At 61.8% G+C, this 24665-nt stretch carries 16 protein-coding genes, 1 tRNA gene and 2 pseudogenes; 14 read left to right on the forward strand and 5 right to left on the reverse strand.

Features of this window, described 5'->3' with window-relative positions; all coding sequences use genetic code 11:
* Position 1 precedes the first annotated feature (1 nt).
* The 5 genes from HMPREF2698_RS11760 to HMPREF2698_RS11780 are packed head-to-tail and all read left to right on the forward strand — an operon-like array spanning position 2 to position 10295.
* Positions 2-3178 carry an ATP-dependent helicase gene (locus tag HMPREF2698_RS11760; protein ID WP_246818415.1) on the forward strand — a complete coding sequence of 1059 codons (3177 nt, stop codon included), beginning with the start codon at positions 2-4 and terminating at the stop codon, positions 3176-3178.
* Entirely contained in the window at positions 3171-6383 is a 3213-nt protein-coding gene (locus HMPREF2698_RS11765) for an ATP-dependent helicase (RefSeq protein ID WP_070564932.1), read from the forward strand. Before HMPREF2698_RS11760 ends, HMPREF2698_RS11765 begins: the two co-directional genes overlap by 8 nt.
* Before the next feature lie 42 nt (positions 6384-6425).
* Positions 6426-7538, forward strand: coding sequence for a potassium channel family protein (locus tag HMPREF2698_RS11770; RefSeq protein WP_070520204.1), 1113 nt, complete (start codon positions 6426-6428; stop codon positions 7536-7538).
* Positions 7538-8272, forward strand: coding sequence for an NAD(+) diphosphatase (locus HMPREF2698_RS11775; RefSeq protein WP_070564935.1), 735 nt, complete (start codon positions 7538-7540; stop codon positions 8270-8272). The genes HMPREF2698_RS11770 and HMPREF2698_RS11775 overlap by 1 nt, the downstream gene beginning before the upstream one ends.
* Positions 8244-10295, forward strand: coding sequence for an ATP-dependent DNA helicase UvrD2 (locus tag HMPREF2698_RS11780; protein ID WP_210384682.1), 2052 nt, complete (start codon positions 8244-8246; stop codon positions 10293-10295). The genes HMPREF2698_RS11775 and HMPREF2698_RS11780 overlap by 29 nt, the downstream gene beginning before the upstream one ends.
* Here the strand turns inward: HMPREF2698_RS11780 and HMPREF2698_RS11785 are convergent.
* Entirely contained in the window at positions 10292-11122 is an 831-nt protein-coding gene (locus HMPREF2698_RS11785) for a TOMM precursor leader peptide-binding protein (protein ID WP_070564942.1), read from the reverse strand. The two genes, HMPREF2698_RS11780 and HMPREF2698_RS11785, sit on opposite strands and share 4 nt — an antisense overlap.
* Positions 11123-11195: 73 nt before the next feature.
* Between HMPREF2698_RS11785 and HMPREF2698_RS11790 the strand changes: the two genes are divergently transcribed.
* Positions 11196-11693 carry a M48 family metallopeptidase gene (locus HMPREF2698_RS11790; protein ID WP_070564945.1) on the forward strand — a complete coding sequence of 166 codons (498 nt, stop codon included), beginning with the start codon at positions 11196-11198 and terminating at the stop codon, positions 11691-11693.
* Here HMPREF2698_RS11790 and HMPREF2698_RS11795 read toward each other — a convergent pair.
* Positions 11690-13108, reverse strand: a complete 1419-nt coding sequence (locus tag HMPREF2698_RS11795; protein ID WP_070564948.1) for a zinc-dependent metalloprotease — start codon at positions 13106-13108, stop codon at positions 11690-11692. The two genes, HMPREF2698_RS11790 and HMPREF2698_RS11795, sit on opposite strands and share 4 nt — an antisense overlap.
* Before the next feature lie 93 nt (positions 13109-13201).
* On the opposite strand from HMPREF2698_RS11795, the gene HMPREF2698_RS11800 reads away from it, so the two are divergent.
* Complete coding sequence (locus HMPREF2698_RS11800) at positions 13202-14278, forward strand: YlbL family protein (RefSeq protein WP_070564951.1); 1077 nt, start codon at positions 13202-13204, stop codon at positions 14276-14278.
* A 20-nt stretch (positions 14279-14298) separates the two neighbouring features.
* Here HMPREF2698_RS11800 and HMPREF2698_RS11805 read toward each other — a convergent pair whose 3' ends face one another.
* Positions 14299-14973 (reverse strand): beta-N-acetylglucosaminidase, encoded by a 675-nt coding sequence (locus HMPREF2698_RS11805; RefSeq protein WP_070564954.1) that lies wholly within the window; start codon positions 14971-14973, stop codon positions 14299-14301.
* Positions 14974-15066: 93 nt separating this feature from the next.
* Positions 15067-15657, reverse strand: a complete 591-nt coding sequence (locus tag HMPREF2698_RS11810) for a PPA1309 family protein (RefSeq protein ID WP_070520224.1) — start codon at positions 15655-15657, stop codon at positions 15067-15069.
* 123 nt (positions 15658-15780) lie between these two features.
* On the opposite strand from HMPREF2698_RS11810, the gene HMPREF2698_RS11815 reads away from it, so the two are divergent.
* The 7 genes and pseudogenes from HMPREF2698_RS11815 to HMPREF2698_RS11840 form a co-directional block, all read left to right on the forward strand.
* Positions 15781-18759: a UPF0182 family protein gene (locus tag HMPREF2698_RS11815; protein WP_070564957.1), complete on the forward strand. Its 2979-nt coding sequence runs from the start codon at positions 15781-15783 to the stop codon at positions 18757-18759.
* Between the two features lie 157 nt (positions 18760-18916).
* Positions 18917-18993 (forward strand) — tRNA-Met (locus HMPREF2698_RS11820).
* A 168-nt stretch (positions 18994-19161) separates the two neighbouring features.
* A pseudogene (locus HMPREF2698_RS11825) lies at positions 19162-21702 on the forward strand (type I restriction-modification system subunit M); the annotation flags it as partial.
* A 7-nt stretch (positions 21703-21709) separates the two neighbouring features.
* On the forward strand, positions 21710-22198 hold the full coding sequence (locus HMPREF2698_RS13650; protein ID WP_232748495.1) for a restriction endonuclease subunit S: 489 nt from the start codon (positions 21710-21712) through the stop codon (positions 22196-22198).
* 90 nt (positions 22199-22288) lie between these two features.
* Positions 22289-22936, forward strand: a complete 648-nt coding sequence (locus HMPREF2698_RS13655; protein ID WP_227485839.1) for a restriction endonuclease subunit S — start codon at positions 22289-22291, stop codon at positions 22934-22936.
* A 9-nt stretch (positions 22937-22945) separates the two neighbouring features.
* The gene (locus HMPREF2698_RS11835) at positions 22946-23722 is read left to right on the forward strand and encodes a type I restriction endonuclease (RefSeq protein ID WP_070524725.1); all 777 of its coding nucleotides are present in this window, start codon (positions 22946-22948) and stop codon (positions 23720-23722) included.
* A pseudogene (locus HMPREF2698_RS11840) lies at positions 23620-24030 on the forward strand (Sir2 family NAD-dependent protein deacetylase); the annotation flags it as partial. The gene HMPREF2698_RS11835 and the pseudogene HMPREF2698_RS11840, both read left to right, overlap by 103 nt.
* An 18-nt stretch (positions 24031-24048) precedes the next feature.
* On the opposite strand, the gene HMPREF2698_RS11845 reads toward HMPREF2698_RS11840, so the two are convergent.
* Positions 24049-24570 (reverse strand): hypothetical protein, encoded by a 522-nt coding sequence (locus HMPREF2698_RS11845; protein WP_070524723.1) that lies wholly within the window; start codon positions 24568-24570, stop codon positions 24049-24051.
* Positions 24571-24665: the final 95 nt, after the last annotated feature.

A 24665-nucleotide genomic window follows, 5' to 3' on the forward strand; every position in this document is an offset into this window, starting at 1 on the left:
CGTGAAGTACAGCAGCGAATCCCCCACACGTACCGGCGTCACGCTTCCCCCCTCGCCGGATGTCCGCCTTATTCCCCGAAGACGTCGTGCTGCCTCGCGCACGTGGGACGTGCCATTGCCGCAACAGGGCACGTGGAGAGTCCTGGGAGCGGCGGGATCGGGAGTATCGAGCCTGCTTATCGACGTTGTCTTGGCACAACTGAACGCCGGCGCCGATGCCTCCGGCATCCTTGTCGTTGCCCCGTCCAAGGAATCCGGCTCGTTGCTGCGCCGCGAGTTAGCTGAAAACCTCGATGACTACGCCGCGCAGACCTCGATGGTGCGCTCGGTACACTCGCTGGCTTTTGCGCTCCTGCGCCAAGGCAGCGAGGAAGAGCTGCGCCTCATTACCGGTGCTGAGCAGGATGCGGTGATCCGTGAATTGCTCCAGGGGCATGCTGCCGATGGCAGGGGCGCGTGGCCGGAGGAGATGCGCCCAGCCCTTGAGTACGTGGGGTTTGCGCGCCAACTGCGTGACCTGTTGCTGCGCTCCATCGAACGCGGCCTGGGGCCTTCAGATTTGGAGGAGCTGGGACAGCGCTACTCCCGGCCCATGTGGGCGGCAGCGGGCGAGTTCCTGCGCGAATATGAGCGCACCCAGGCGCTGGCGGGTTCGCATTCCTACTCCGCTGCGGAGCTGGTTAGCCAGGTTCTTCTGCGCCCGGAGCTGCTGCGTGAGCATCCATGGCACACCATCGTGGTTGATGATGCCCAGCTGCTGGACCCGACCTCAGGGCAATTGATTGCTGAGCTGGCGAAGACCGCTCGACTCACAGTGATTGGTGGTGACCCCGACCAAGCGGTCTTTGCCTTCCGCGGTGCCAACTCGGAATTCCTCACCACTTGGGAGGCAGAGAACGAGCTGCGTCTGAGCTCTACGCACCGCACGCCTTCCCCGGCGTGCGTCAGCGTTGTGGATTCCCGCGGTACTTTGCGTGATGTTGTGGCTAATACGGTTCGCCGCCGCCACCTCGAAGACGGGGTGCAATGGCGCGATATCGCGGTGATAGTGCGCTCCACCGGGGATATTGGTCCCGCCCGTCGCACACTGCTTAGCGCTGGCGTGCCGGTACATATCAATCCCACGGACGTCGTGCTTGCTGAGCAGCGCTTGGTCAAAGCAGTGCTCCTGGCGTTGCGCGCCTTGGAGAATGAACTCGATCCTGCAGAGCTCGAGGACCTGATTACTGGGCCTGTCGGTGGAGCTGACCCGGTAACATTGCGCCGACTCATCCGCGGCCTGCGCCGTTGGAAGCCGGAGCAGCGCGGAATGGAATCGCTGCGTGAGCTGCTGGACGGTGAGTTGCCGGACTTCAATAACCTTCTCACGGAGCGCGAGGAAGCGATTCTGGCGCGCATTCGCGGGGTGCTGTCTGCTGGGCGTGCGGCCCTGCGTGCGGGAGCTGCCGTTGAGGAAGTCCTCTGGGAGGTGTGGCAGGCCACCGGTTTGGACACGCGCCTGCAGGCAGCGGCTCTGCGCGGTGGTGCCGCGGGCTCCCAGGCAGATCGCGACCTGGATGCGATGATGGCGCTGTTCGACGCTGCCGGTGATTACGCCGAGCGCCGTCCGGCGGCATCGTTGGAATCCTTCATCTTGCACATCACGGAGCAGGAGCTGCCTACTGGCGTGCGCGACCGCCGCGCGGCCTTGCCCGATGCTGTAGAGATCCTCACTGCGCACGGCGCGGTGGGGCGCGAGTGGGACACCGTCATTGTGGCGGGCGTTCAAGAGGGCACATGGCCCTCGGTGGGGGAGACCGGCTCCCTCTTTGGACAAGAAGACCTCATTGATCTCATCGACCGCGACATTACGCCCGGCACACCGGTGAGCCACGTGTCCGGGCGCTTAGCGGAGGAGCGCCGCCTCTTCCACGTGGCTACCACCCGCCACTTGAGCCGCCTGCTCATCGTGGCGGTGGATTCGCCGGAGGGCGATGTGGTGGAGGAACCCTCCCGCTTCATCGACGAATTCCTTTCTGCACGCGGAGTCGATGTTCCCGGTGCACAAGCGCGCCGGGAGGCCGGCCAGCGCTTGGCGCGCCAGGCCTGGCCGCGCGAGTTGGGCCTCGAGGTTCCGGATCCGAGCCCGGTCACACTGCACAGCGGTTCACGTGGTGATGAGGAAGTGGATCCCCTCGATGTCTCGGTGTTGTCAGTGCCTTCCTTCGTGGCGCAGCTACGCCGCTGCGCTACCGATCCGGAAACCGGAGAGGCGGAGCGCTCCCAAGCGGTACGGCAGTTGGCACGCTTGGCAAAGGCTGGGGTCCCAGGGGCGCATCCGGATCACTGGTGGGCCGCGCGCGGCGTGGCCTCCGAGCTTCCGCTGCGTGGTTCGAGCACAGTATCGCCGTCCCGGGTCGATGCCCTGCTCACATGCCCGCTCAACGCCGTGTTGGGGCAGCTGGTGGAAGATGATTCCTCGAACATCAACCTCGTGCGGGGCAACCTGGCGCATGCCTTCTTGGAGGCTTTAGGCCGCGGCGCGGCCGCTGAGCCTGCGAAGCAGCTGGTGCTCGATGCCTTCGACGCGCTCCTCGAAGGCCCCGCGTGGCACCGGGAGGCTGAGCGTGCAGACTTTGAACGCCTCATCGACCGCACCCATGGCTGGGTGCTCTCGAGTTCAGTCTCGCTCGAGCCCGTGGGCGTCGAGGTCCCCGTCACCGTGGATATCGGTCCTGATGTCACCATCCGTGGGTTCATCGACCGGCTGGCAAAAGCCGGCGAGGACTATGTTGTGGTGGATCTCAAGACGGGGACAAAAGTCCCGTCGGCGACCAGTGCCCAGGACAACACTCAGCTCATGACGTATCAGTTGGCGCTAGCACACGGCCAGCTCGTCGGGGCTGCAGCAGAACCAGGTAGCGAATCTCATGACGTGTCCATCCGGACCGGTGATGGCCTGTCGCGAGGCGGTGGTGTTCTGGTGTTCCCGCGGTCGAGCGCTGCCTCCGTGCCCACCCGAGAACAAGCCACCAAGCCCCCAGAAGAGCTTGCGGAATTTGCACAAATGCTGCCCGCACTCGTGGCTGAGCTGCGCGGACCGGATCTGACCGCGCGCGAGAATGCCGATTGTGATCGCTGCCCAATTCGCTCTATTTGCCCCGTGATGAATGAAGGAGGTCTGGTGACCAATGCCTAAGAATCCGGCTCAACACTTCAGCTCTGAGGAGCTTGCTGCCGCGCTGGGCAAGCCTTTTCCTCCCACCCCGGAACAGGCCGCTGTTATCGATGGTCCGCTCGGTCCGAAACTCGTCGTGGCCGGCGCCGGCGCCGGTAAGACGGAAACGATGGCCTCACGCGTGGTCTCGCTCGTGGCGAATGGTCTGGTGCGGCCGGAGCAGGTCCTCGGCCTCACCTTTACCCGCAAGGCCGCCCAGCAACTAGAGCAACGCATCCGCCGCCAGCTGTTGACGCTGCGTTCTTCTGGAATCCTTGCCCCAGGCAGCCCAGCGGCTGAGGCCGTGGAGAATATCGCCCCCAACGTGTCCACGTATGACTCCTATGCAGGCGATCTCGTCCGCGAGTATGGCTTGCTCATGCCAGTGGAGCCGAATGCCCGCATCATCACGGAGGCGGAACGCTATGCCATCGCCCACGAGGTGGTCAGCAACTACACGGGCTCGCTGAGCACCGATAACGCGGTGGCCACGGTGACCGCGACCTTGCTCAAGCTCGCGGAAACGATGGACGGGGAGCTCAAGGATCCGCAGGATCTCTATGAGCACGAGGACATCTTCCGAAAGACCGCTGAGGATCTAGAAAAGAGCAACCGGACTAAAGGTGAGTTCGGCAAAGACTTGCAGAAGTACTTGGATATCCAGCGCCTGCGCTTGGAGTACCTGCCCTTGGTGGAAGCTCTCAAGAAAGAGCAAGCGGAGCGCGGGGTGATCACCTTCGGTGAGCAGATGTCCATCGCCGCCACCCTGGCCAAAAAGTTCCCGCTTTTGGGTGAGCAACAAAGCGCGCGCTACCGCGTCATCATGTTGGATGAGTACCAGGACACCTCCCACGCGCAGCGCATCCTATTGCGCTCCCTCTTTGGTGGCGAGCGCGAGGGACTATCTGTTACTGCGGTTGGTGATCCCATGCAGTCCATCTATGGCTGGCGTGGCGCGACGGCCGAAAACCTGGAGGCTTTTGTCACGGACTTTCCGCAGCCTGATGGCACCCCGGCGCCGAAGGATCAGCTCACTACCTCTTGGCGCAACCCTTCGGCGGTGCTGGGGCTGGCCAATGACGTGGCTTCGGAGCTCTTCTCCTCAAGCCCCGGCGAGCGCCCCGTGGATGAGCTGTCGCCCAAGCCCACGGCACCGGCTGGCACGGTTGAGCTGGGTTACTTCGCATCTGAGGACGAGGAGCGCGCCTTCATCGCTGAGCACCTTCGTCAGCTCTATGAGTCCACGCCGGAAGGCGAGGATTTCAGCGCCGCCGTGCTCGTGCGCACCAATAGGCAATCGCCTTTGATCGCCGCCGCCTTGGATGAGGCTGGCGTGCCTAATGAGATCTTCGGCCTGGGTGGCCTGCTCTGGCAGCCAGAGATCCAAGACCTCGTGGCGGTGGCTACGCTCTTGGTGCGTCCACAGGACAGCGCGGCGGCACTGCGTGTGCTGACCGGTCCGATGTGCGGCTTGGGCATCGCCGATATCCAGGCGCTGCATTCGCGTCAGCGTAACCTGGCAGGCGCCACCGAGGGCCGCATGCGGTGGGAGGGCGGTGATCCTTTGGAGCACCTGGCTATCCAGGTCGAGGAGATCACTGCGGAGGGCCCGGACCAGGTGCTGGGGCTTGCCGACGCCCTCGCAGACCTCGGCGAGCGCGATCGCTACAGCGCGGAAGGCTTAGAACGCATGGAGGAGGTCTCCTCCAAGCTGCGTTACTTGCGCACCTATTCCCTGGGGAAGTCATTGAATGACATCATCGCCGACATTGAGCTGCTCTTCGGCCTGCGCACCGAAGTCCTCGCTTCCGGTAAGGCTGGTGGGACTACGCACCTCGACGCTTTCGCTGACTTCGTCGCGGGCTTCCACGGGGATGGCCTGGCGGGCCTCTTGGACTACCTTGAGCTGGCGAAGGAGAAGGAAGATGGACTCGAGCTGGGAGAGGTCCCGCTTGTGCGCAACCGCGTGCAGATCATGACGGTGCACAAGGCCAAGGGCTTGGAATGGGAGCACGTCTGCGTGGCACATGCGGATTCCTCGAGCTACAAGGCGCAGGCGGAAACCTTCCTGACCAAGATCGAGAAGGCCCCGGGCGATGAGGACGTCATTGATGTCCCCGAGGATGCGGTGACACGCACCGACTTCGACAAGGCGTGCACAGCATTCAAAGAACTAAACCGCGAGTTCCAAGCAGAGGAAGCAGCTCGTCTTTTCTATGTGGCCATGACCCGTACCGAGTCCACGTTGACGGTGACGGGCTCCGGCACCAACAGGATGAAGGGAAAGAATAAGAAGGGACCCTATTCCTACCTGCAGTTGCTGGCGGATAAGCACCCAGATCTGGTGGTCCATTGGGAGGTCCCCGAGGTTCCGGAAGAAGAAGCGGAAGGCGCGGTTAAAGAGGCGTCTTTCCCCTCGCTGACCCCGCAAGCGGAAGCGCTGAAAGCAGCAGACGCGGTGCGCGCGGCGATGGAAGACTTACCGGCGCTGCGTGATGGCGAAGTCTTTGGGCTCTGGGAGCAGGAGGCGAGTGCACTCATCGAAGAACACAAGGCCCTTCAAGCCCCCGTGGTCGATGTTGAACTGCCTGGCGAGCTGACGGCCTCCGACATGGTGGCTATGTCGGCGGATCCCACTCAATTCGCACGCCGCCAGCGTCGCCCCATTCCCTTCAAGCCCAATTCCTATGCCAAGCGCGGCACAGCTTTCCATGCCTGGCTGGAGGATCGTTTCGGTTCTCCAGCCTTGCTGGGGGAGGACGAGCTGCCAGGCTCGCACGACGAACCGGACCATGACTTGGAATCCCTCAAGGAGTCTTTCTTGGCCTCCGAGTGGGCACAGCGCACTCCCGCTTATGTCGAGGCCCCCTTCGAGATCACCATTGGGGACTCGGTTGTCCGCGGCCGCATGGACGCGGTGTTCCAGCAGCCGGATGGCTCCTGGCTCATCGTGGACTGGAAGACCGGCCGCCGCCCGCAGGGCGCCGCATTGGCCTCGGCGCAGATTCAGCTGGCTGTATACGCAGAAGCATGGCGGCGCATCCACGGCGTGGAGACCGTCCGCGCGGCGTTCTTCTACGTGCATGAGAATTATCTCTTGGAGCCGGATGACTTGCCCACCGGAGCACGGTTGGCTGAGCTTTTAAGCTCCGCAGTTTCCACGCCACCGGGGTTGAGTCTAAGGTAGTCTCACGAGGAAATCCGCACTGTCTAGGGAGGTTGGCACTTCGTGCCTAAGCACTTAGGTAAACGCTTTACATCGCGTTTCTTGTCGCAGGTTGAGCTGACCTCGCAGCCAGATCATGCGCTGATCGACGTCATCACGATTCCGCGCACGCAGAGCACCAGCCCGTGGAAACAGCTGGCAAGCCGCGTTATTTGGGCCATGGGGCTGTTGGTCTTCGTCACCATCGTCGTCTTTTTCGACGGCGATGGCTACAGCGAAGACCTGTCCTTCCTCGATGCTGCCTATTATTCAGCGGTGTCGTTGACCACTGTGGGCTACGGCGATATCGTCCCTGTGACCCCCACGGCGCGCTTTATCAACCTCGTTATTGTTACTCCGGCCCGCCTGCTCTTCCTTGTTTTGTTGGTCGGTGCTACCTTGTCGGTTCTGACGGATCGAGCCCGTCGCACGTTTGAAATCCAGAATTGGAGAAAGCAATTGCGTAACCACACCGTCGTCATCGGCTATGGCACCAAGGGCGCCGGTGCGGTCGCCGCGCTTATCGCCGATGACGTCCCAGCCTCCCAAATCGTGGTCGTAGACAATAACCGTGCGGCCCTAGCTAGCGCCGAGCATCATGGCCTTGTCACCATCTATGGCTCCGGAACCAAGCAGGATGTCCTGCGCATCGCCGGAGCGCAGCACGCCTCCTCCGTGGTGGTGACGCCGTCCACGGACGATACCGCGGTGCTGTGCACGTTGTCTGTGCGCGAGCTCAATCCGAAGGCTAAGGTTGTCGCGTCTGTGCGTGAATCCGAAAACCGCCACCTTCTCCTGCAGTCCGGTGCCGACTCGGTGGTCACCTCTGCGGAAACGGCCGGCCGCCTCCTGGGCCTTGCCACCGTCACCCCAACGGTGGTGGAGATGATGGAGGACCTCCTCTCTCCGAATGAGGGCTTTTCCGTGGCCGAGCGCGCTGTACGCGAATTCGAGGTGGGCTCCAACCCGCGCCACCTCGCGGACATCGTCTTGGCAGTCCTGCGTAATAACGAGCTGCACCGCGTCGACACGGCAGATGCCTACGCGCTCAAGCCCGGTGACCGCCTGCTCTACATCAAGCACGAGATGCAGCAAGCCGCGGAAGATACCGATGAAGATGAGGACGAAGGCAACTAATGTTCCTGCCCGTCACCGAAGCCGGCCGCGTTCCGGTAACGCCTCAAGGGCAACCTGTTTACCTGGCTGAGCCGGCGGGGGATATCGTGGTGACAGCCGGGTCCATCCATGCTTTCCTCGTGGGCACTGAGTCCGCCGAGCGGCTCGGGACGTTGCGCGATGCCACCTTTTTCAACGGGCAGCGCGATATCCTCAAAGCGCTGCACCTGATTCGCAACCGTCGTGAAGCGCGCTTTGATCCGCGCACTGGGCGTGAGCTGTCCTATCCTGCCCCGGGGGCCGTGGGCCACGACGGCGAGCGCCTCGTTTTCCCGCGCCTCGATCCGGCCGTCATCGGCATCATCCGCCACCCAGAAACGGACCGTATTCTTCTGGCTCGCAACCGGCACCGTTCAGGGTTCTTTTCACTCATTGCCGGTTATGTCGATCCCGGCGAGACCCTCGAAGAGGCCATGGTCCGCGAGGCTTTGGAAGAAACCGGTCGCCGCGTTGAATCAGTTTCCTATTGGGGCTCGCAACCCTGGCCACCGAGTGGTTCGTTGATGGTGGGCTTTTCCGCGGTCACGGAGGATGTCCGGCCCGTGTGCGATATTGACGGAGAGCTCGCGGAAGTGCGGTGGGTGTCCCGCGCTGAGCTGCCAGAACTGACCATTGCCCGCAAGGGCTCAATTGCACACACGATGATTATGGAGTGGTTCCACGGTGATGAGACCGGATCTGTCCCTGCTCGATGAAGACCAGCGGGCCGCAGCCACGGCGCCGCGCGGTCCGGTCTGCATCCTCGCGGGTGCCGGTACGGGCAAGACGCGCACGATTACCTACCGCATCGCCCACATGGTGGACCAGGGCTTCGTCAACCCACAACGCGTTCTGGCCGTCACGTTTACTACTCGTGCCGCAAGCGAAATGCGTGAGCGTCTCAATCACATGGGCGTCGGGGGAGTGCAGGCCCAAACCTTTCACGCCGCGGCGCGCCGTCAGCTGAAGTACTTTTGGCCGCAGGTTGCGGGGGATCTGCCTTGGCAGCTCATCGACAACAAGTTCAGCCTCGTGGGGCGCGCGGTGCGCTCACTCGGATTGGACAACAACAAGGACACCATCCGTGACTTCCTGGGGGAAATCGAGTGGGCAAAGTCCTCGCTGATCAGCCCCGAGGGCTATCCCGGAATCATCGAATCCACGGACCGCGAGGCACCGGGGGACCCGGCCAAGGTGGCGGAGGTCTTTCGCCGCTATGAGGACATGAAGGCCACCCCGGATCTCATGTACCTCGATTTCGATGATTTGCTCATGCATATCGCCGGTGCTATCGAGAACGTGCCTGCGGTGGCAGAGGTCTTCCGCGAGCAGTACCGCACCTTCGTGGTGGATGAGTACCAGGACGTCACGCCGCTGCAGCAGCGAGTATTGGAGGCGTGGTTGGGTGAGCGCGATGACCTGACGGTTGTGGGCGATGCTAACCAGACCATCTACTCCTTCAACGGGGCTTCCCCGGAGTACTTGCTGAATTTTTCTCGCACTTATCCGCAGGCCACTGTGGTGAAGTTGCAGCGAGACTACCGCTCCACCCCGCAGGTGACGGACTTGGCCAACGAAGTTATCTCGAAGGCTTCGGGCCGCGCTGCGGGAACCCGTCTGGAGCTGCAGGGTATGCGCGAGCCCGGCCCCGAGCCCACGTTTAAGGCCTATGAGTCTGAGGAGATTGAGGCCAAGGAGGTCGCGGGCCAGGTTCTGACCTTGCTCAACCAGGGAGTTAAGGCCTCGGAGATTGCGATCCTCTACCGCATCAACGCGCAGTCGGAGCAGTTTGAGCAGGCGCTTGCCGACGCCGGAGTGGTCTACCAGGTCCGCGGCGGCGAAGGCTTCTTCCGCCGCCCAGAGATCTTGGAGGCCATCCGCGTGCTCATCGCCGCCACGCGCCGCGATGATCTGCCGAACGATCCGGTGGCCGTGGCGCGCGCGGCCTTCGTGGAGCTGGGACTGTCCGCCACGGAGCCGCAGGGCGCGCAGGCCCGTGAGCGCTGGCAGTCGCTCACCGCACTGGTGGATCTCATCGCACAAATCGTGGAGGACAACGAGGGCATCGATCTTCCCGGCGTGCTCGGTGAGCTGCACCGCCGTTCCGAAAATAAGCACAACCCCACGATGGAGGGCGTCACCTTGGCCACCATCCACGCAGCCAAGGGCTTGGAGTGGGATGCGGTCTTCCTCGTGGGCCTCACCGAAAAACTGTTGCCCATCAACCACGCCATCAAGGCCGGCGATGAGCACGTGGAGGAGGAGCGCCGCCTGTTTTATGTCGGCATTACCCGTGCCCGCGAACACCTAGCTCTGTCGTGGGCGTTGGCAAAGACCACCGGCTCGCGAGCCTCGCGTGAGCGCACTCGTTTCTTGGATGGCGTGGTGCCAGGAATCGAAGAAAGCCAGTCCTCCAACCGCCGCTATCGCCCGCGCCGCTGCCGGGTGTGCTCGGGCCAGCTCAGCAGCCCAGCGGAAAAGGTCTTAGGCCGCCACGAGTGGTGTGAATACGAGGGCGATGAGGAAGTCTTCAACGCACTGCGCGCGTGGCGCGCGTCCGTGGCGAAGGACTCTCAGGTACCTGCTTATGTCGTGTTCTCTGACGCCACCCTGCAAGCGATCTCGGAGGCGCTTCCCACAAACGAGGCAGAGCTGCTCGATATCTCAGGGGTGGGCCCTTCCAAGCTGGAGCGCTATGGCGCGGAGGTGCTGCGGATCATCGCGTCGGCCCGCGGTTAAACACCGGCGCAGTACGCGCAGCGCGGGTGTTCAATGAGCAGGCGGCGTTGCTCCATGCCGTAGAGGTCTATCTCCGTGAGCTCACCTGCTAGCGGTTTACCGCCTGGTGCCCCGGGTGGGGCGGGTCTTCCCAAGAGTCGGCGGATGGTCACCACCGCATGCATCACTATCGCCGTGCGCACGATGGGGTCACCCGGTGGCTCTACCGCTGCGGCGCGGTGAGCCACCTCGTGCCACTGCTCGTCAGCTTCGATGCGGTGCAGGTGCGCGCACATCGGACAGGGACCGGCTCCAGCTACGCGGACCGGTCCGATGATGCCGCGGGCATCGAGCATGGACACTGGCAGCCAGGTCGCCGGGGAATTACTCAGTGCCTGTGCCCATTCCGTGGCGCCATCCAACATATCGACGGCCACGATAGGCAGGTGCCCGGCCACGTTCGCGATGTACTCGGCGGGGGTTTCGCTGTGGAGAGGGGAACGGGGTTGGAAGGAATCGCTAAGCAGGACGTCGCGCAGCTCATTGGCCAGGGCCGAGGTTCCCAAAACCGCCACGCGCTGGGGACGGGGAGCCGGCCACAGAACGCGATAGCTAATCAGATCATCGACCAGACTGCGAGCAGCGGAGGCGCTAACGCCTGTGTTTTCGATGGACTTTTCAATGGTCTGCCGGGTCAGCGGAGTGCGCAGCCGGTTGAGCAGCCCCGCCAGCTGCGGGTGGGCTTCGAAGACCCCAACGCGCGTGGCATCCATCCCACACTGGAGAATTCCAGGCTCGCGTTCAATGACCACGGTTTCTGGCGCCAACATGTACGTCTTAGCATTCATGTTTTCCTCCCCGTTCTTTAACCCACCCCAGTTGTGTTTAGCCACCATTGCACCACAGGTAGAATGCCCTGTCATGTCGAGCAATCCCGAGGTACGCGTCATCCGCTCCGCCCGGCGCCGCTGCACTGTCCAAGCCCGCGTCGTTGATGGCGTCGTGGAGGTGCGCATCCCCGCCTGGATGTCGGCGGCGGAGGAGCGCGAAGCAGTGGATGGCATCGTGGCGAAGGTCCGCAAGAAGCACAGTTCTTCGCAGCTTTCCGACGACTCCCTGACCGCCCGCGCCCGCACTCTAAATGCTCGTTTCCTAGAGGGCCGCGCCACGGTGGGATCCATCCGGTGGGTGAGTAACCAAAAATCCCGCTGGGGTAGTTGCACTACCTCAACGGGAGATATTCGGATTTCTGACCGGCTGCAGGATGTTCCCGACTACGTCCTCGACGCTGTCATTATCCACGAGCTAACGCACACCTTCATCCCGGGCCATGGCCCGGAATTTTGGGAGTGGGCCGATCGAGCCCCCAAAGCCGAGCGCGCGAAGGGATACCTCGAGGCCTACCAGCGCTTCCGCTAGTTCTCGTCTTCCGGCTTGTCCTTTTTGTTTTCTTTATCCTCGCCGGCGTCCGTGTTCTTGTCCTCGTCAGCGGTATCGCTGGCGCTGGCGTCCTGCTGGCGGAGCATCTCCTCCAGCTTGGAAAACTCTTCTTCAAAGCCCTCGTCGGGGGTGTCATCGAGCAAACCGTCGATGAAGGAAGCCGGGTTCTCCAGGTGCTCTGCGGTAGGCAGCAGGTCCGGGTGGTCCCAGGCGGAGTCACGCTTATCGGCGCCCACTGCGACGGTGGCGCGGCGCCACAGCTCAGCTGCCGCCTCTACCTTCGGCGCGTTTAGCTCAATGCCAACGACCTGGGAGAAGGCCTTTTCTGCGGAACCACCGGTGGAGCGGCGGTGAGCCCACGCCTCATTCATCGCCTTCGTGGACGGGATGCGCTCACCCAGGGCCTCGGTCACTACGTGCTCGACCCAGCCCTCGACGAGCGCCAGGAGAGTCTCCAAGCGGGAAGCCGCGCCCGCATTGCGGGAGGTGATCCGCGGGGACAGGTCCATGCCTTGCAGCTTGTTCATCGCGTCCTGGATGGCCTGCGGGTCACCGGATTCCAGGTTGAGCTCGCGGGTAGCTTCCTCGATGTGGGAGGTATCGATAACCAAGCCCATGGCGTATTCCTCAACGGAGGAGACGAGGCGCTCGACCAACCACGGCACATGCTTGAACAGGCGCTGGCGGGCGGCTTCACGGGCGCCGATGTAGACGAGCACTTCCTGGCCCGGAACGTTGAGATCGCGCGCAATGGCCTGGATATTGTGCGGCAGGAGTGCGGTGGTGCCCGCGGGGGAGACAGGCAAGCCGAAGTCAGAACCGGTGAGCGCCTGCGCGGCCAAGTCACCCAGGGCATGGCCCAGCTTCATGCCGAAATTCATGCCGGACATCGAGTTCATCATCGAGGTCATCGGGCCCATCATCTCGCGGGCTTCCTCCGGCAGGGATTCGAGCTGCGCGGAGTTCATGTGCTCCGCCACTGGGGTGACCATGCGCTGCCACATCGGCAGAGTCTCATCCAGCCACTGCGCGGAATTCCACGCGGTGACGGTGCCGGACGCGGTGGGCAGAATCGTGGCATCATCTAGCCACAGTTCCGCCAGCCTCACGGCTTCCTGCACGGCGGTGCGGTCCTGCTCGCTGACCTCTTTATCGCGGGAGATTTGCTGGTGCGCGATGCGCTTGGCCAGGTCATAGTTGACCGGGCCGGAACCCTCCGGGGAGTTCATGGAGGAACCCATGCCGGAGAGCATCTGGCCGAACTGATTCAACAGGTCTCCTAGGCCACCGTTGCCCGCGCTGAAGCCGAAGGCACCGAACGGGTTCTGGTCGCGACGATCGTTGTCATCGTCATCGTCGTTATTGGGGAAGGAAAAACCGAATCCGTTGCTCATGGGGCCTAATCTACTAGGTTTCCTAGCGCGGATTCTAGGACCACGGCAACGCTGAGAGCGAACAAGCTCCACAAGGCTGTAGGCTGATCCTCCGTGAAAACTCCGCAGAACCCCCGAACCCGCCGCTTGTCCACCCTGACGTGGGGAGCCATTCCGGTGGTGTTGACGGGAGCCCTGCTCAGCGTCGACCACATCCCCGGCACCGACATCACCCTGTCGGTGCCCTACGCCGCCGAAGGACCAGGCCCTACCGTGGACACATTGGGTGAAGTGGAAGGGGAGCCGGTGGTCAACGTCGAGGCCCCGGAAACGTTCCAGCCGCAGGGGCATCTCAACATGACGACGGTCTCCGTGCGCACCAACATGACGCTAGCGCAGGCCGTCGGTCGGTGGCTTTTCACCGATGACACCATCGTCCCCATCGGCAGCGTCATCCCGCAAGGCAAGACGGATGAGGAAGTTCAGGAAGCCAATCAACAGGCTTTTACCCAGTCTGAGTCGGCGGCTACCGTCGCCGCCATGGACTACCTGCACAAGCCCGTGCGTATCGAGGTGGCTCAGGTGCTCGATGACAGCCCCGCTGCGGGCGCGCTTGACGACGCCGACATCATCACCGCCGTCAACGGCGACAAGGTCACGGAGCCTGGCCAGATACAGGAGAAGATCCGCGCTCTTAAGCCCGGCGATGAGGTGAAGCTGGGGATTATTCGCAAGGGCGAGGAAAAGACAGTCCCGGTGACCCTCGGCGCACACCCAGAGCACGACGACGTAGCTTTGCTGGGCATCCTCATGACCTCAGTGCCCACCGAAGACATCACCGTGGATTACAACCTACAGGACATCGGTGGACCGTCGGCCGGAATGATGTTTACATTGGCGGTGATCGACAAGTTGTCCGATGAGGATCTCACCGGCGGCCGGTTTGTTGCCGGCACGGGCACCATCGGTGAGGACGGCGAGGTCGGCCCCATTGGTGGCATCGTCCACAAGGTACACGCCGCGCAGGAAGCGGGCGCCGAGCTCTTCCTCGCACCTGCAGATAATTGCGCGGAGGCGGTCAGCCGTGGCACCGGCGACATGGTGGTGGCCAAGGTCCACACGCTGGATGACGCCATCACAGCCATGCACGACTTTGCAGAGGGCAAGCCCGTCGAGACCTGCGAAGGCTAGCCCTAAAGGAAGTTGCGGTCCTAGACCAAGCCAAGCTCCTTGAGGCGCTCTTCCGGATCGTCCTGGTCCGTGGAGATCATCTGCTGCATGATGAGGCCTTCGTCGTTGTCCACGACGGTGAGGATGGCCGTATTACCCAGCATGGACCAGCCCACCACGCGGTTGCCACTGTCCTCGATGACGCGGGAGCTGCGCAGCTCGGTGAGAACTTGAGTGGTCTGGGAAGCTTTGGTCTTGGACTTGAAGAACTGGAACTGTCCCACCTCGGAACCGGAGCAGTTGAAGGAATCCGTCACGCCGTTGGGATCGCAGCGGTCGAATTGAGCGAAGATCTCCTCCGGGACGAGCCCACCGAAGATCTCATAAGCCTGCTCCACGGAATCAGTGAATGTGCCGCTTGGTTCAGAGGACTCGCTGGAGTCCTTGTCTTTTCGGTCGGCGGAGCTGCGGGTGGAGGATTCTTCCTCCGCGTCCGAGCTGGTCTCAGTCTCGGATGCGGCAGGAGAGAGCGTCTCGGATTCCTCGGCAGTGGTTGCCGGGGCCGGCGCGCTGGATTTCTCCGCGGCTGCAGTGGTTTCTTCGCTTGCAGGAGCCGGCTCGGGGGAGGGCGCATCGTCCTTCCCACATGCGGTGAGCAGGCAGCCGGTGGCAAGCACGGCCGATGCTGCGGCGGTGAAGCGAGATGTCAAGCGCACGAGAGACTCCTCTATCGATTCCGTGCCCAGCCCCGAGAGCTGAGCGTTAATGGCCACTGCAGACTGAGTTTAGTCGATGAGAGGTTGAGCCGATTAGAGCATCTCCTCCGGATCTTGCTCCAATCCGTAGCGCAGGGCGGCGATGACCCCCGGTGCCACGTTCGGGCCGCCGCGCAGCTGAATATCGTCCTGCGCGAAGGGGCCAGCTTCTGCCAGTTCCTCCTCCGTGGGGCGCAGCTGAAGAAGCGTGAGTTCGGCGCCGTCCTCGTCGATATCCTCCGAATCGGCTGTGGAACTGCCGGCCATGGCGGTAGCCCGCAGGACTCCGGAGAAGAGGCGCGCGGGGCGGGCGTCGCCAAGCGCGGCGTCCGCGGTGTCCTTGAACATGATCTCCTGTGCCAGGATGACGCCGGCGATCTCCCGCGGCCACGCCAGCCGCGAGACGTAGTCCGCGAGGTGCTCCGAGCCCGGCTCGATGCCCTCCGGCAATTCCTGCACCACGAGGGTGAGGGGAGAGGAGTCGTCGACGTCACCGAGCTGTGCGGCCACCAGCTCAGTGGGGACGAGAGCAAAAAGGGTAGGAGGTGCATCCCAACCCTCGGCGTGGATGAAATCCACGGCCTCGCGCATGGCCTTGTTGAGCGCGCGGTGTACAGCGGGCTGGGAGGAAGGTTGGGAACTCATAAGCGTCCTTGTTCGTTGACGGTCATAGTGCTTCTCTAGACTAGAAGCTTGATACCTCTATATTCGCACGACACTTGATTGGAGCTGGAGTTGGCTTCCGGACTCAACCGACCCACCGCCCCGATGAAACGTCCGCCCAAGTTTCTCTCGTGGGTTGTCGCCATCATCGCGGTCCTCTTGTTCATTGGCCCCATGCTCGTGGGCTTCTACACGGATTGGAAGTGGTTCGGCGCGATTGAGTACCGCGGGGTCTTCACCAAGACCCTGATCATGCGCATCGTGCTCTTCGTCCTCTTCGGACTAGTGGCGGCGGCCGTCACCTACGTAGCGGGGCTCATTGTCTGGCGCGGGCGCGGCGATTCGATGGACATGGCGGATTTCAATTCCCCGGTTTATCAATATCGCAAATCCATTGAAAGCACGATGAGGGTCTTCCTCAAGGTCATCCCGGTCCTCGTTGGTGTTGTCTCTGGCCTGCTGGGCCAGGCAAATTGGCGCACCGTCATGCTCTTTCTGAACTCCCACGATTTTGGGGTGACGGACCCGCAGTTCAACCACGATCTCGGCTTCTACGCCTTCCGCCTGCCGGTGTGGTCGATGCTGGTCAGCGCTGCTTCCATGCTGGTTGCCGTGTGCTTCCTCATCGCACTCGTGGGGCATTACATTCTCGGTGGCATTCGCCTGGGTAACCGCGCCTCGGGTGTGCGTGGTTCGCTGTCGAAGTCGGCGCGCACTCAACTTGCCGTGACCGCCGGAATCTGGATGCTGCTTCAGGTGGCTGGATACTGGCTGGGCCGCTATGAGTTGCTGTATAACCAGCACTCGCTGTTTACGGGTGGTTCCTACACGGATATCAACGCCTACCTGCCGGCGAAGATCATTCTCATGATCATCGGCGTGTTCGTGGCCGTGGCGATTTTCTCTGCCGTCGTGATCAAGGACTTGCGCATCCCCGGCCTGGCCGTGGTGCTCATGGTGCTGTCTTCCTTGGTTATTGGTCAGGGCTGGCCGCTCATCATGGAGCGCTTCTCCGTGAACCCGAACCGCCAGGCTAAAGAGGCGGAGTCCATCTCCCGCAACATTGAGTCCACGCGTTTTGCTTATGGCCTCACCGATGACAAGGTGACCTACGAGGAGAACTGGGGTGCTGACGACGTCTCCGATGACAAGGTCGCCTCCGATGACTCCACCATTTCCAACCTGCGCCTGCTGGACCCGGACATTTTGGCGCCGACGTTCACCCAGATGCAGCAGCTGAAGAACTTCTATGGCTTCCCAGAAACGCTAGCCATGGATCGCTATGAAATCGACGGCGAGCTGCGTGACTTCGTGGTTGCCGCGCGCGAGCTGGACCCCAACGAGCTGCAGGAGAACCAGCAAAACTGGATCAACCGCCACACCGTGTACACCCACGGCAACGGCTTTATCGCCGCGCAGGCAAATACCGTCGATGAGGTGGCTCGTGACGCCGGCTCCGCCCGCGGTGGTTTCCCCATCTTCACTGTTGCTGACCTGCAGACCCAGGCGGGCAAGGACGCCGAAGGCGAGGGCGAGACCAAGAACGCTGAGGAATCCCTCGGCATCAAGGTTGACCAGCCGCGCACCTACTTCGGCCCTGTGATCGCTAGCGCACAGGATGGCATGGACTACGCCATCGTGGGCAAGACCGGCGATAAACCGGTGGAATACGATACCGATACCTCCACCTACACCTACGACGGTAAGGGTGGCGTAGACATCGGAAACATCGTTGACCGCACTGCCTACGCCTTGAAATACCAGGAGCTAAACTTCCTGCTCTCGGATCGTGTCGGCTCGGAATCCAAGCTGCTCTATGACCGCGATCCGCGCGAGCGCGTGGAGAAGGTCGCCCCGTGGCTGACCACGGATTCCTCCACCTACCCGGCGGTTATCGACGGCCGCGTCAAGTGGGTCGTGGACGGCTACACCACGCTGGATTCCTTGCCGTACTCGCAGCGCACCTCCCTGACGGAGACCACCCAGGACACTCAGAACCCGACGGGCACGACGCAGCGCTTGGTCAACGACCAAGTGGGCTACATCCGCAACTCGGTCAAGGCGACTGTCGACGCCTACGATGGCACCGTCGATCTCTACGAGTTCGACACCGAGGACCCCGTGCTCAAGGCGTGGGAGGGTGTGTTCCCGGGCGTCGTCAAGCCAGAGTCGGAGATCTCCGACGAACTGCGCCAGCACCTGCGCTACCCGGAGGACATGTTCAAGGTGCAGCGCAATCTGCTGGCCAAGTACCACGTGGATGACCCGGGCGTCTTCTTCAACAACGATGCCTTCTGGTCCGTGCCGGAGGACCCCACCGCCGGTGAATCTCAGGGACTGAACCAGCCGCCGTACTACGTGTTGGCAGCCGACCCGGAGACCAAGAAGCCGAGCTTCCAGCTCATCACTTCCTACCGTGGCCTGAACCGTCAGTTCCTCTCCGCACACATGGCGGTGTCCTCTGACCCGGACAATTACGGCAACATCACCGTGCGCGTGCTGCCGACGAATACCCAGACCCAGGGCCCGAAGCAGGCACAGGACGCGATGATGTCTTCCGACCAGGTGGCGCGTGACCGCACGCTGTGGCAGGGCTCGAATGACCTGAAGAACGGTAACCTCTTGGCGCTGCCAGTGGGGGATGGGGAGATCCTCTACCTCGAGCCGATTTACTCGCAGCGTAAGGGCCAAGAGTCCGCGTTCCCGAAGCTGCTGCGCGTGCTGGTGTCCTACAAGGGCCGTGTGGGCTATGCCCCGACCATCGGTGAGGCCCTGGACCAGGTTGGAATCGACCCGAAGGCCGCGCAGAACATCACGGAGATCGAAGGCGATACCGGCAAGGACGGTGACCAGGCTGGAAACACTGGCGGTGACAAGAAGGACGCGGCTGACTCCAAGGACTCCGACGCTTCCGCACCGGCCTCCGCTCCGAAGGCATCGAGTGAAGGCGAGGCTATCGACGCCATCAACAAGGCTCTCGATGGCGTGGACAAGGCTAAGAACGGTTCCTTTGAGGAGTACGGCAAGGCCTTGGACGAGCTGGACAAGGCAGTGGAGGAGTACCGCTCGCTGCAGTCTCAGTAGTAGCTCCACGTAGTCCAGAGAAATGGCGCCTGCCCAGGGGATTTGGGTAGGCGCCATGGCGTCTGTATAGTTACATGAGTCGCCGGCACACGGGGTAAAAATCCTAGTGATTAACCACAGTGTGCTGAAGCGCTTGATGTTCGGAAGTACATCTCGACGCGGGGTGGAGCAGCTCGGTAGCTCGCTGGGCTCATAACCCAGAGGTCGTAGGTTCGAATCCTGCCCCCGCTACCAACTTCCCGCCCCTACCAGTGGAAACACCGGTAGGGGCCTTTTCTGTTTTGTGCTGGAATCGCCATTTGGGGCTTTGAATCCTGCACCACGTAGGACTTCGCCGCTCCCCCCAAGCCATGCACTTAGAAAGTAAAATCTTCTCGCTGTACGGTATCGTCGGTACGCTCAAAGATCGAAGCGCAGGATTACAAGGACTACATTCTCGGCTTCATCTTCTATAAGTTCCTGTCCGACCAAGTAGAGCAGTTCATGCTCAATAACGACGCTGAATCGGAAGACCTGCCCGATGCGCTCGTTGAGACCGACACTGACACCGTGGCCCTGGTGCGTAACAACTTGGGCTACTTCCTCACTTACGAGAACCTGTACTCGACGTGGCGGGACATGGGTAACGACTTTTCCATCGCTCACGTGCGCGACGGCCTGGCTACCTTCAAGCGCAACATCGCCCCGGAGCACAAGCACGTCTTCGAGGGCATCCTTAACACCCTGGACACCAGCCTGTCGAAGCTGGGCACAACCGACGCTGCCCGTACCTCAGCCATCAAGAAGCTACTGGACCTTATCGATGACATCCCCACTGATGGCAAGCAGGGCTATGACGTGCTGGGATACATCTACGAGTACCTCATCGAGAAGTTCGCGGCTAACGCGGGCAAGAAGGCAGGCGAGTTCTACACCCCGCATGAGGTCTCGCTCATCATGAGCAACATCGTCGCTGACCACCTCAAGGACCGCGACGAGATTCAGATTTACGACCCGACCTCCGGCTCTGGCTCCCTGCTGCTTAACATCGGCCATGCCGTCGCCAAGCGCATGGGGGACCCAGACCGTATTAAGTACTTCGCCCAGGAGCTGCGCGAGAACACCTACAACCTCACCCGCATGAACCTGGTCATGCGCGGCGTGAAGGCGGACAACATCGTCGCCCGCAACGGTGACAGCTTGGCCCATGACTGGCCGATGTTCGACGAGTTCGACCCGGTACAGACCTACCAGCCGCTCTATGTGGACGCCGTAGTCTCCGACCCGCCCTACTCCCAGAAGTGGGAACCCGAAGGCAACGAGGCTGACCCGCGATTCGCACGGTTTGGTCTAGCTCCGAAGACCAAGGCCGACTACGCCTTCTTGCTGAATGAGCTGTTCCACGTCAAACCCGACGGTATCCTCACCATCGTCCTGCCGCACGGCGTGCTGTTCCGTGGCAGCTCGGAGGCCGACATCCGCCGCAATCTCATCGAGGCCAACCACATCGATGCCATTATCGGCCTGCCTTCCAACATCTTCTACGGCACCGGTATCGCGACCATCATCATGGTGCTCAAGCAAGAACGTGACCGCGATGACGTGCTGTTCATCGACGCCTCGCAGGGCTTCATCAAGCAGGGTAAGTACAACCACCTGCGTGCCCGCGACATCCAGCGCATCGTCGATGCCGTCCGCAACCGCGTTGACGTGCCACACTTCGCTAAGGTCGTGACCCGCGACGAGATTCGTGCCAACGACCACAACCTCAACATCCCGCGCTACGTGTCCGCCACCCTGCCGCCAGAGTCTGTAGACCTGTACGCCACCATGCACGGCGGCATCCCCACCAGTGAGATTGCCGCCTTGGAGCACTACTGGACCGCCCTACCGGGACTGCGTGAGGCGCTGTTCACCGAGAAGGTAGAAGGCTACGCGGAGCTGAAGACCGCCAACCTGCGCGAGACCATCGACAAGCACCCTGCAGCCCAGGCACTGCGTAACCAGGTTGACGCTGCACTATCCGACCTCCCGGAGAAGCTGCACGCGCTGCTGGTGGACGGCGCGGCCACCGTGCCCATTACCACCACCGAGGACCAGCTTAAGGCAGACCTGTTCGACCGACTCGACCCTGTACCGTTGGTTGATGCCTACGAGGGCTACCAGGTACTGCATGACAGCTGGGTCAAAACCGCCGGTGACCTAGAAGTCATCCAGACCGAAGGCTTCGATGCCCTGCGGGTCAACCACCCCGTGATGGAGTGGAAGACCAAGGAAAAGAAAAAGGTCTATGTCCAAATCGGATGGGACGGGCGCGTTGCTCCCAACGAGTTGGTGCAGACCTTCTACCTGGCGCAACAGAAGGACCAGGTAACGCAGCTAAGTCGCGACGTGGACACAGCTGTATCTGAGCTAACACAGCTTGTCGAGGGCTTAAGCGAAGTCGACAAGACCGACCTGACCGAGATACTTAACGACAAGCAGGACGCCTTCAAGAAGACCGAGCTGAACAAGGCCATCAAGGACCTGCCGAAGCTGGCCAAGGGCGAGACCTGGCCGGAGGACAGCACTGAGGCTGCCATGCTCAGCGCCAAGGCACTTATCGCCCAGCGGGACAAGCTCAAGAAGAACCTCAAGGCTGCGCAAGAGCAGTTGGAGAAAGACACCTACGCGACCATTGAAGCGCTTACCGAAGCGCAGGTCGATGAGGTGCTCACCGCCAAGTGGATTACTTCACTTATGGATGACCTGCGCGAAATCCCTGGTCACGTGCTTGCAGGCCTGGCCGGCCGCGTCCAGGCGCTGCACGACAAGTACGCCGTCGCGCTGACCGACCTCGACGTGAAGATTCGCGAGACGGAGCAAGAACTCGCTGGCCTACTGAGCGGGCTTACCGGCAACGCCGCCGACATGCAGGCCGTGGCTGCACTCCAGGAGCTGCTGGGCGGTGGTCGCGATGCATAGTCACAACGTGCCCGCACTGCGCCTGGAGGGCTTCGATGGTGAGTGGGAATTGAAAGCCATTGGAGACCTCAGCGAAAGGACTTACGGTGGCGGTACGCCATCTAGCGATGAACCGGGCTACTGGTCCGGGGACATCCCTTGGATTCAATCCTCTGATGTTGCGGAGCAGGGGGTCGCCCCGGTCGCCCCTCGTAAGCACATCACCGAGGAAGCTATTTCACGCTCTGCTGCTATGCAGATTCCTGCCGACTCTGTTGCAGTCGTCACTCGTGTTGGCGTTGGCAAGGTCTCTTTTATGCCGTTCCCTTACGCCACCAGCCAGGACTTTGTATCGCTATCAGACCTTTCCGGTGACCCTGAATACATCGCTCTTACTGTTAAGCGGCGTATGGAGGGACTCGCTGACCAGCTGCAGGGTAGCACCATCAAAGGTATCACGAAGACTGAGCTGTTCAATCAGGCTGTTTATTTCCCGCCCGCTCTCGAAGAACAGTAGGCCATCGGCGCTATCTTCACCAACCTCGACGATGCCATCAACCAGCACACCAAGAAGCACCAGGCCCTGCAGCAGGCCAAAACTGCTCTCATGCAACGGATGTTCCCGCAGGAGGAGGGGCAGACGGTGCCGGAGTTGCGGCTGGAGGGCTTCGACGGTGAGTGGAAGACGACAACACTGGGTGAACTCGGCTCGTTCAAGTCAGGCGTCGGATTCCCGGAACGTGAACAAGGCGGGGAAGCAGGCCTACCTTTCTACAAGGTATCGGACCTCTCCGCACCAGGGAATGAGCTGCAACTGCGCTCCGCCAACCACTATGTGACGGAGGAACAGATTGTTCGTAATCACTGGGTGCCTGTAACAGCTGTACCTGCGATTCTGTTCGCCAAGGTTGGTGCTGCTGTCTTCCTAGGGCGCAAAAGACTCGCTACCGATACATTCCTCCTCGACAACAATCTCATGGCGTTTTCCTTGGACACCAAATCTTGGGATGTTCAGTTTGCCGATACCTACCTCAAGACGGTGGACCTGACCCGATTCACTCAGAGCGGTGCTTTGCCGTCACTGAACGCCCGTCACTTGGCAGAGGCGGCGGCTACCATTCCACCCACCCTTGAAGAACAACAGGCCATCGGTGCAGTGTTCACACGGCTGGACACGCTCATTGCTACCGAGGCCAAGTACATCGAGTCCCTTAAGCAGGCCAAGGCGGCGCTGCTGCAACGGATGTTCATCTAAGGAGCAGCTATGACCACACCATTTCGTTCTGAGGCTGAGTTCGAGGCGGTACTCATCGACCTGCTAACCCGCCACGGCTGGAGCAAGGAGTTGCTGCGCTTCCCGACAGAGCAGCAGCTCATCGACAACTGGGCGAACATTCTTTACGCCAACAACCGGGGCCGTAACCTGCTTGGCGACGTGCCGCTCACCGAGGGCGAGATGGCGCAAATCATCGAGCAGGTCAACAACCTGCGTACGCCGCTGGCGCTCAACGAGTTCATCAACGGTAGCACCGTGACCATTACCCGAGATGCACCGCAGGCCGCCAACTTCGGCTCTGAGGTTAGCCTGAAAATCTACGATCGCCTAGAGATTGCCGGTGGCCAGTCGCGCTACCAGATTGCCGTCCAGCCGCGCTTCCAGACCGCCAATGAGCTGCTGCCCACCCGACGTGGCGACTTGATGCTGCTCATTAACGGTATGCCGGTCTTCCACATCGAGCTGAAGCGCTCCGGCGTGCCGGTCTCCCAAGGTGCGAACCAGATAGCCAAGTACGCCCACGAGGGCGTCTACCAGGGAATCTTCTCACTGGTGCAAATCTTCGTCGCCATGACCCCAGAAGAGACGATCTACTTCGCCAACCCGGGCGCAGGCAAGTTCAACCCGGACTACTTCTTCCACTGGGCAGACTTCAACAACGAGCCGCGAATCCGGGCTATCTGGAGCGCTGGGTCGTGCGCGCGGATGAAGTTAACCCGGACGGCGACGTCGCGCTGTCGCAGCAGGCGGTCGACGAGTTCGTGATGGCGCCGTGCGTCCGCTGCGGTTCGGAGCTGCTCAAGCCGGACGTCGTCTACTTCGGCGAGCCGGTTCCGGTGGAGCGGCGGGACGCCGCGCGTGCGCTGCTTGCGGACTCGCGCTCGCTGCTTGTCGCCGGTTCGTCGCTCGCCGTGATGAGTGGCTATCGCTTCATGCTCGACGCGCTCAAGCAGGGCAAAGAGGTCTCTGTGGTGAACGGCGGCCCCGGACGCGGCGACCCGAAGGCGACGACGCTGTGGCGCACGCAGGTAGCGCCGGCTTTTGATGAGCTACTGGATCTGCTTGATGTGTAAGGCTGGGGTACGGCAGGCCTAAAGCTTCTCGAAGTACATGACTGCGGTGTCGGTGTTTTTCTCTGGTGCCGGGGGATCGGTCTGCTTGCCTCGCCACAGGGGGCTGATGCCTGGCATGAACCAGGCGAGCAGGGCAACGAGAACCGCGATGACGATGGCGGCGGGAGTTGCATATTCGAGCGGCACGAACCAGTATCCGGCCGCGCACAAGGCGATGATGATGCAGACCCACAAGGGGACTAGGACGCCGAGGTTGAGCCGCCGCGTGGCGCGGTATTCGGCCCAGTCTTCGCCGGGGAAGCGAGTGCGCGCTTCGGAGCGAATCCGACGCGCGGTCTTGTGCTGTTGCAGCACCGAGGCGATGAGGGTGAAGGCCACGCCGGCGCCTGCAACGAGCATGTCTGCGGTGACGGCTCCATAAGCTGCAATCGCGAGCGCGAGAGACAGCGCAAGGCGCTCGGAGACGCTGAGAGGTAGCCCACGCGTGGGGTCTACGTCGGGATACAGATTTTTGAAGGCGCTGGTAGACGACGATGTCATGACCGAATGAGGGTGTCCTTTGTTGGGGGTTGCTTACCTAATCTAGGTTAGTATAGCCTATACAAAACTGCTTAGGTATGTGTAGCCTAACTTCT

The organism is Corynebacterium sp. HMSC072A02, from assembly GCF_001810085.1.
Taxonomy (GTDB): Bacteria; Actinomycetota; Actinomycetes; order Mycobacteriales; family Mycobacteriaceae; genus Corynebacterium; species Corynebacterium hesseae.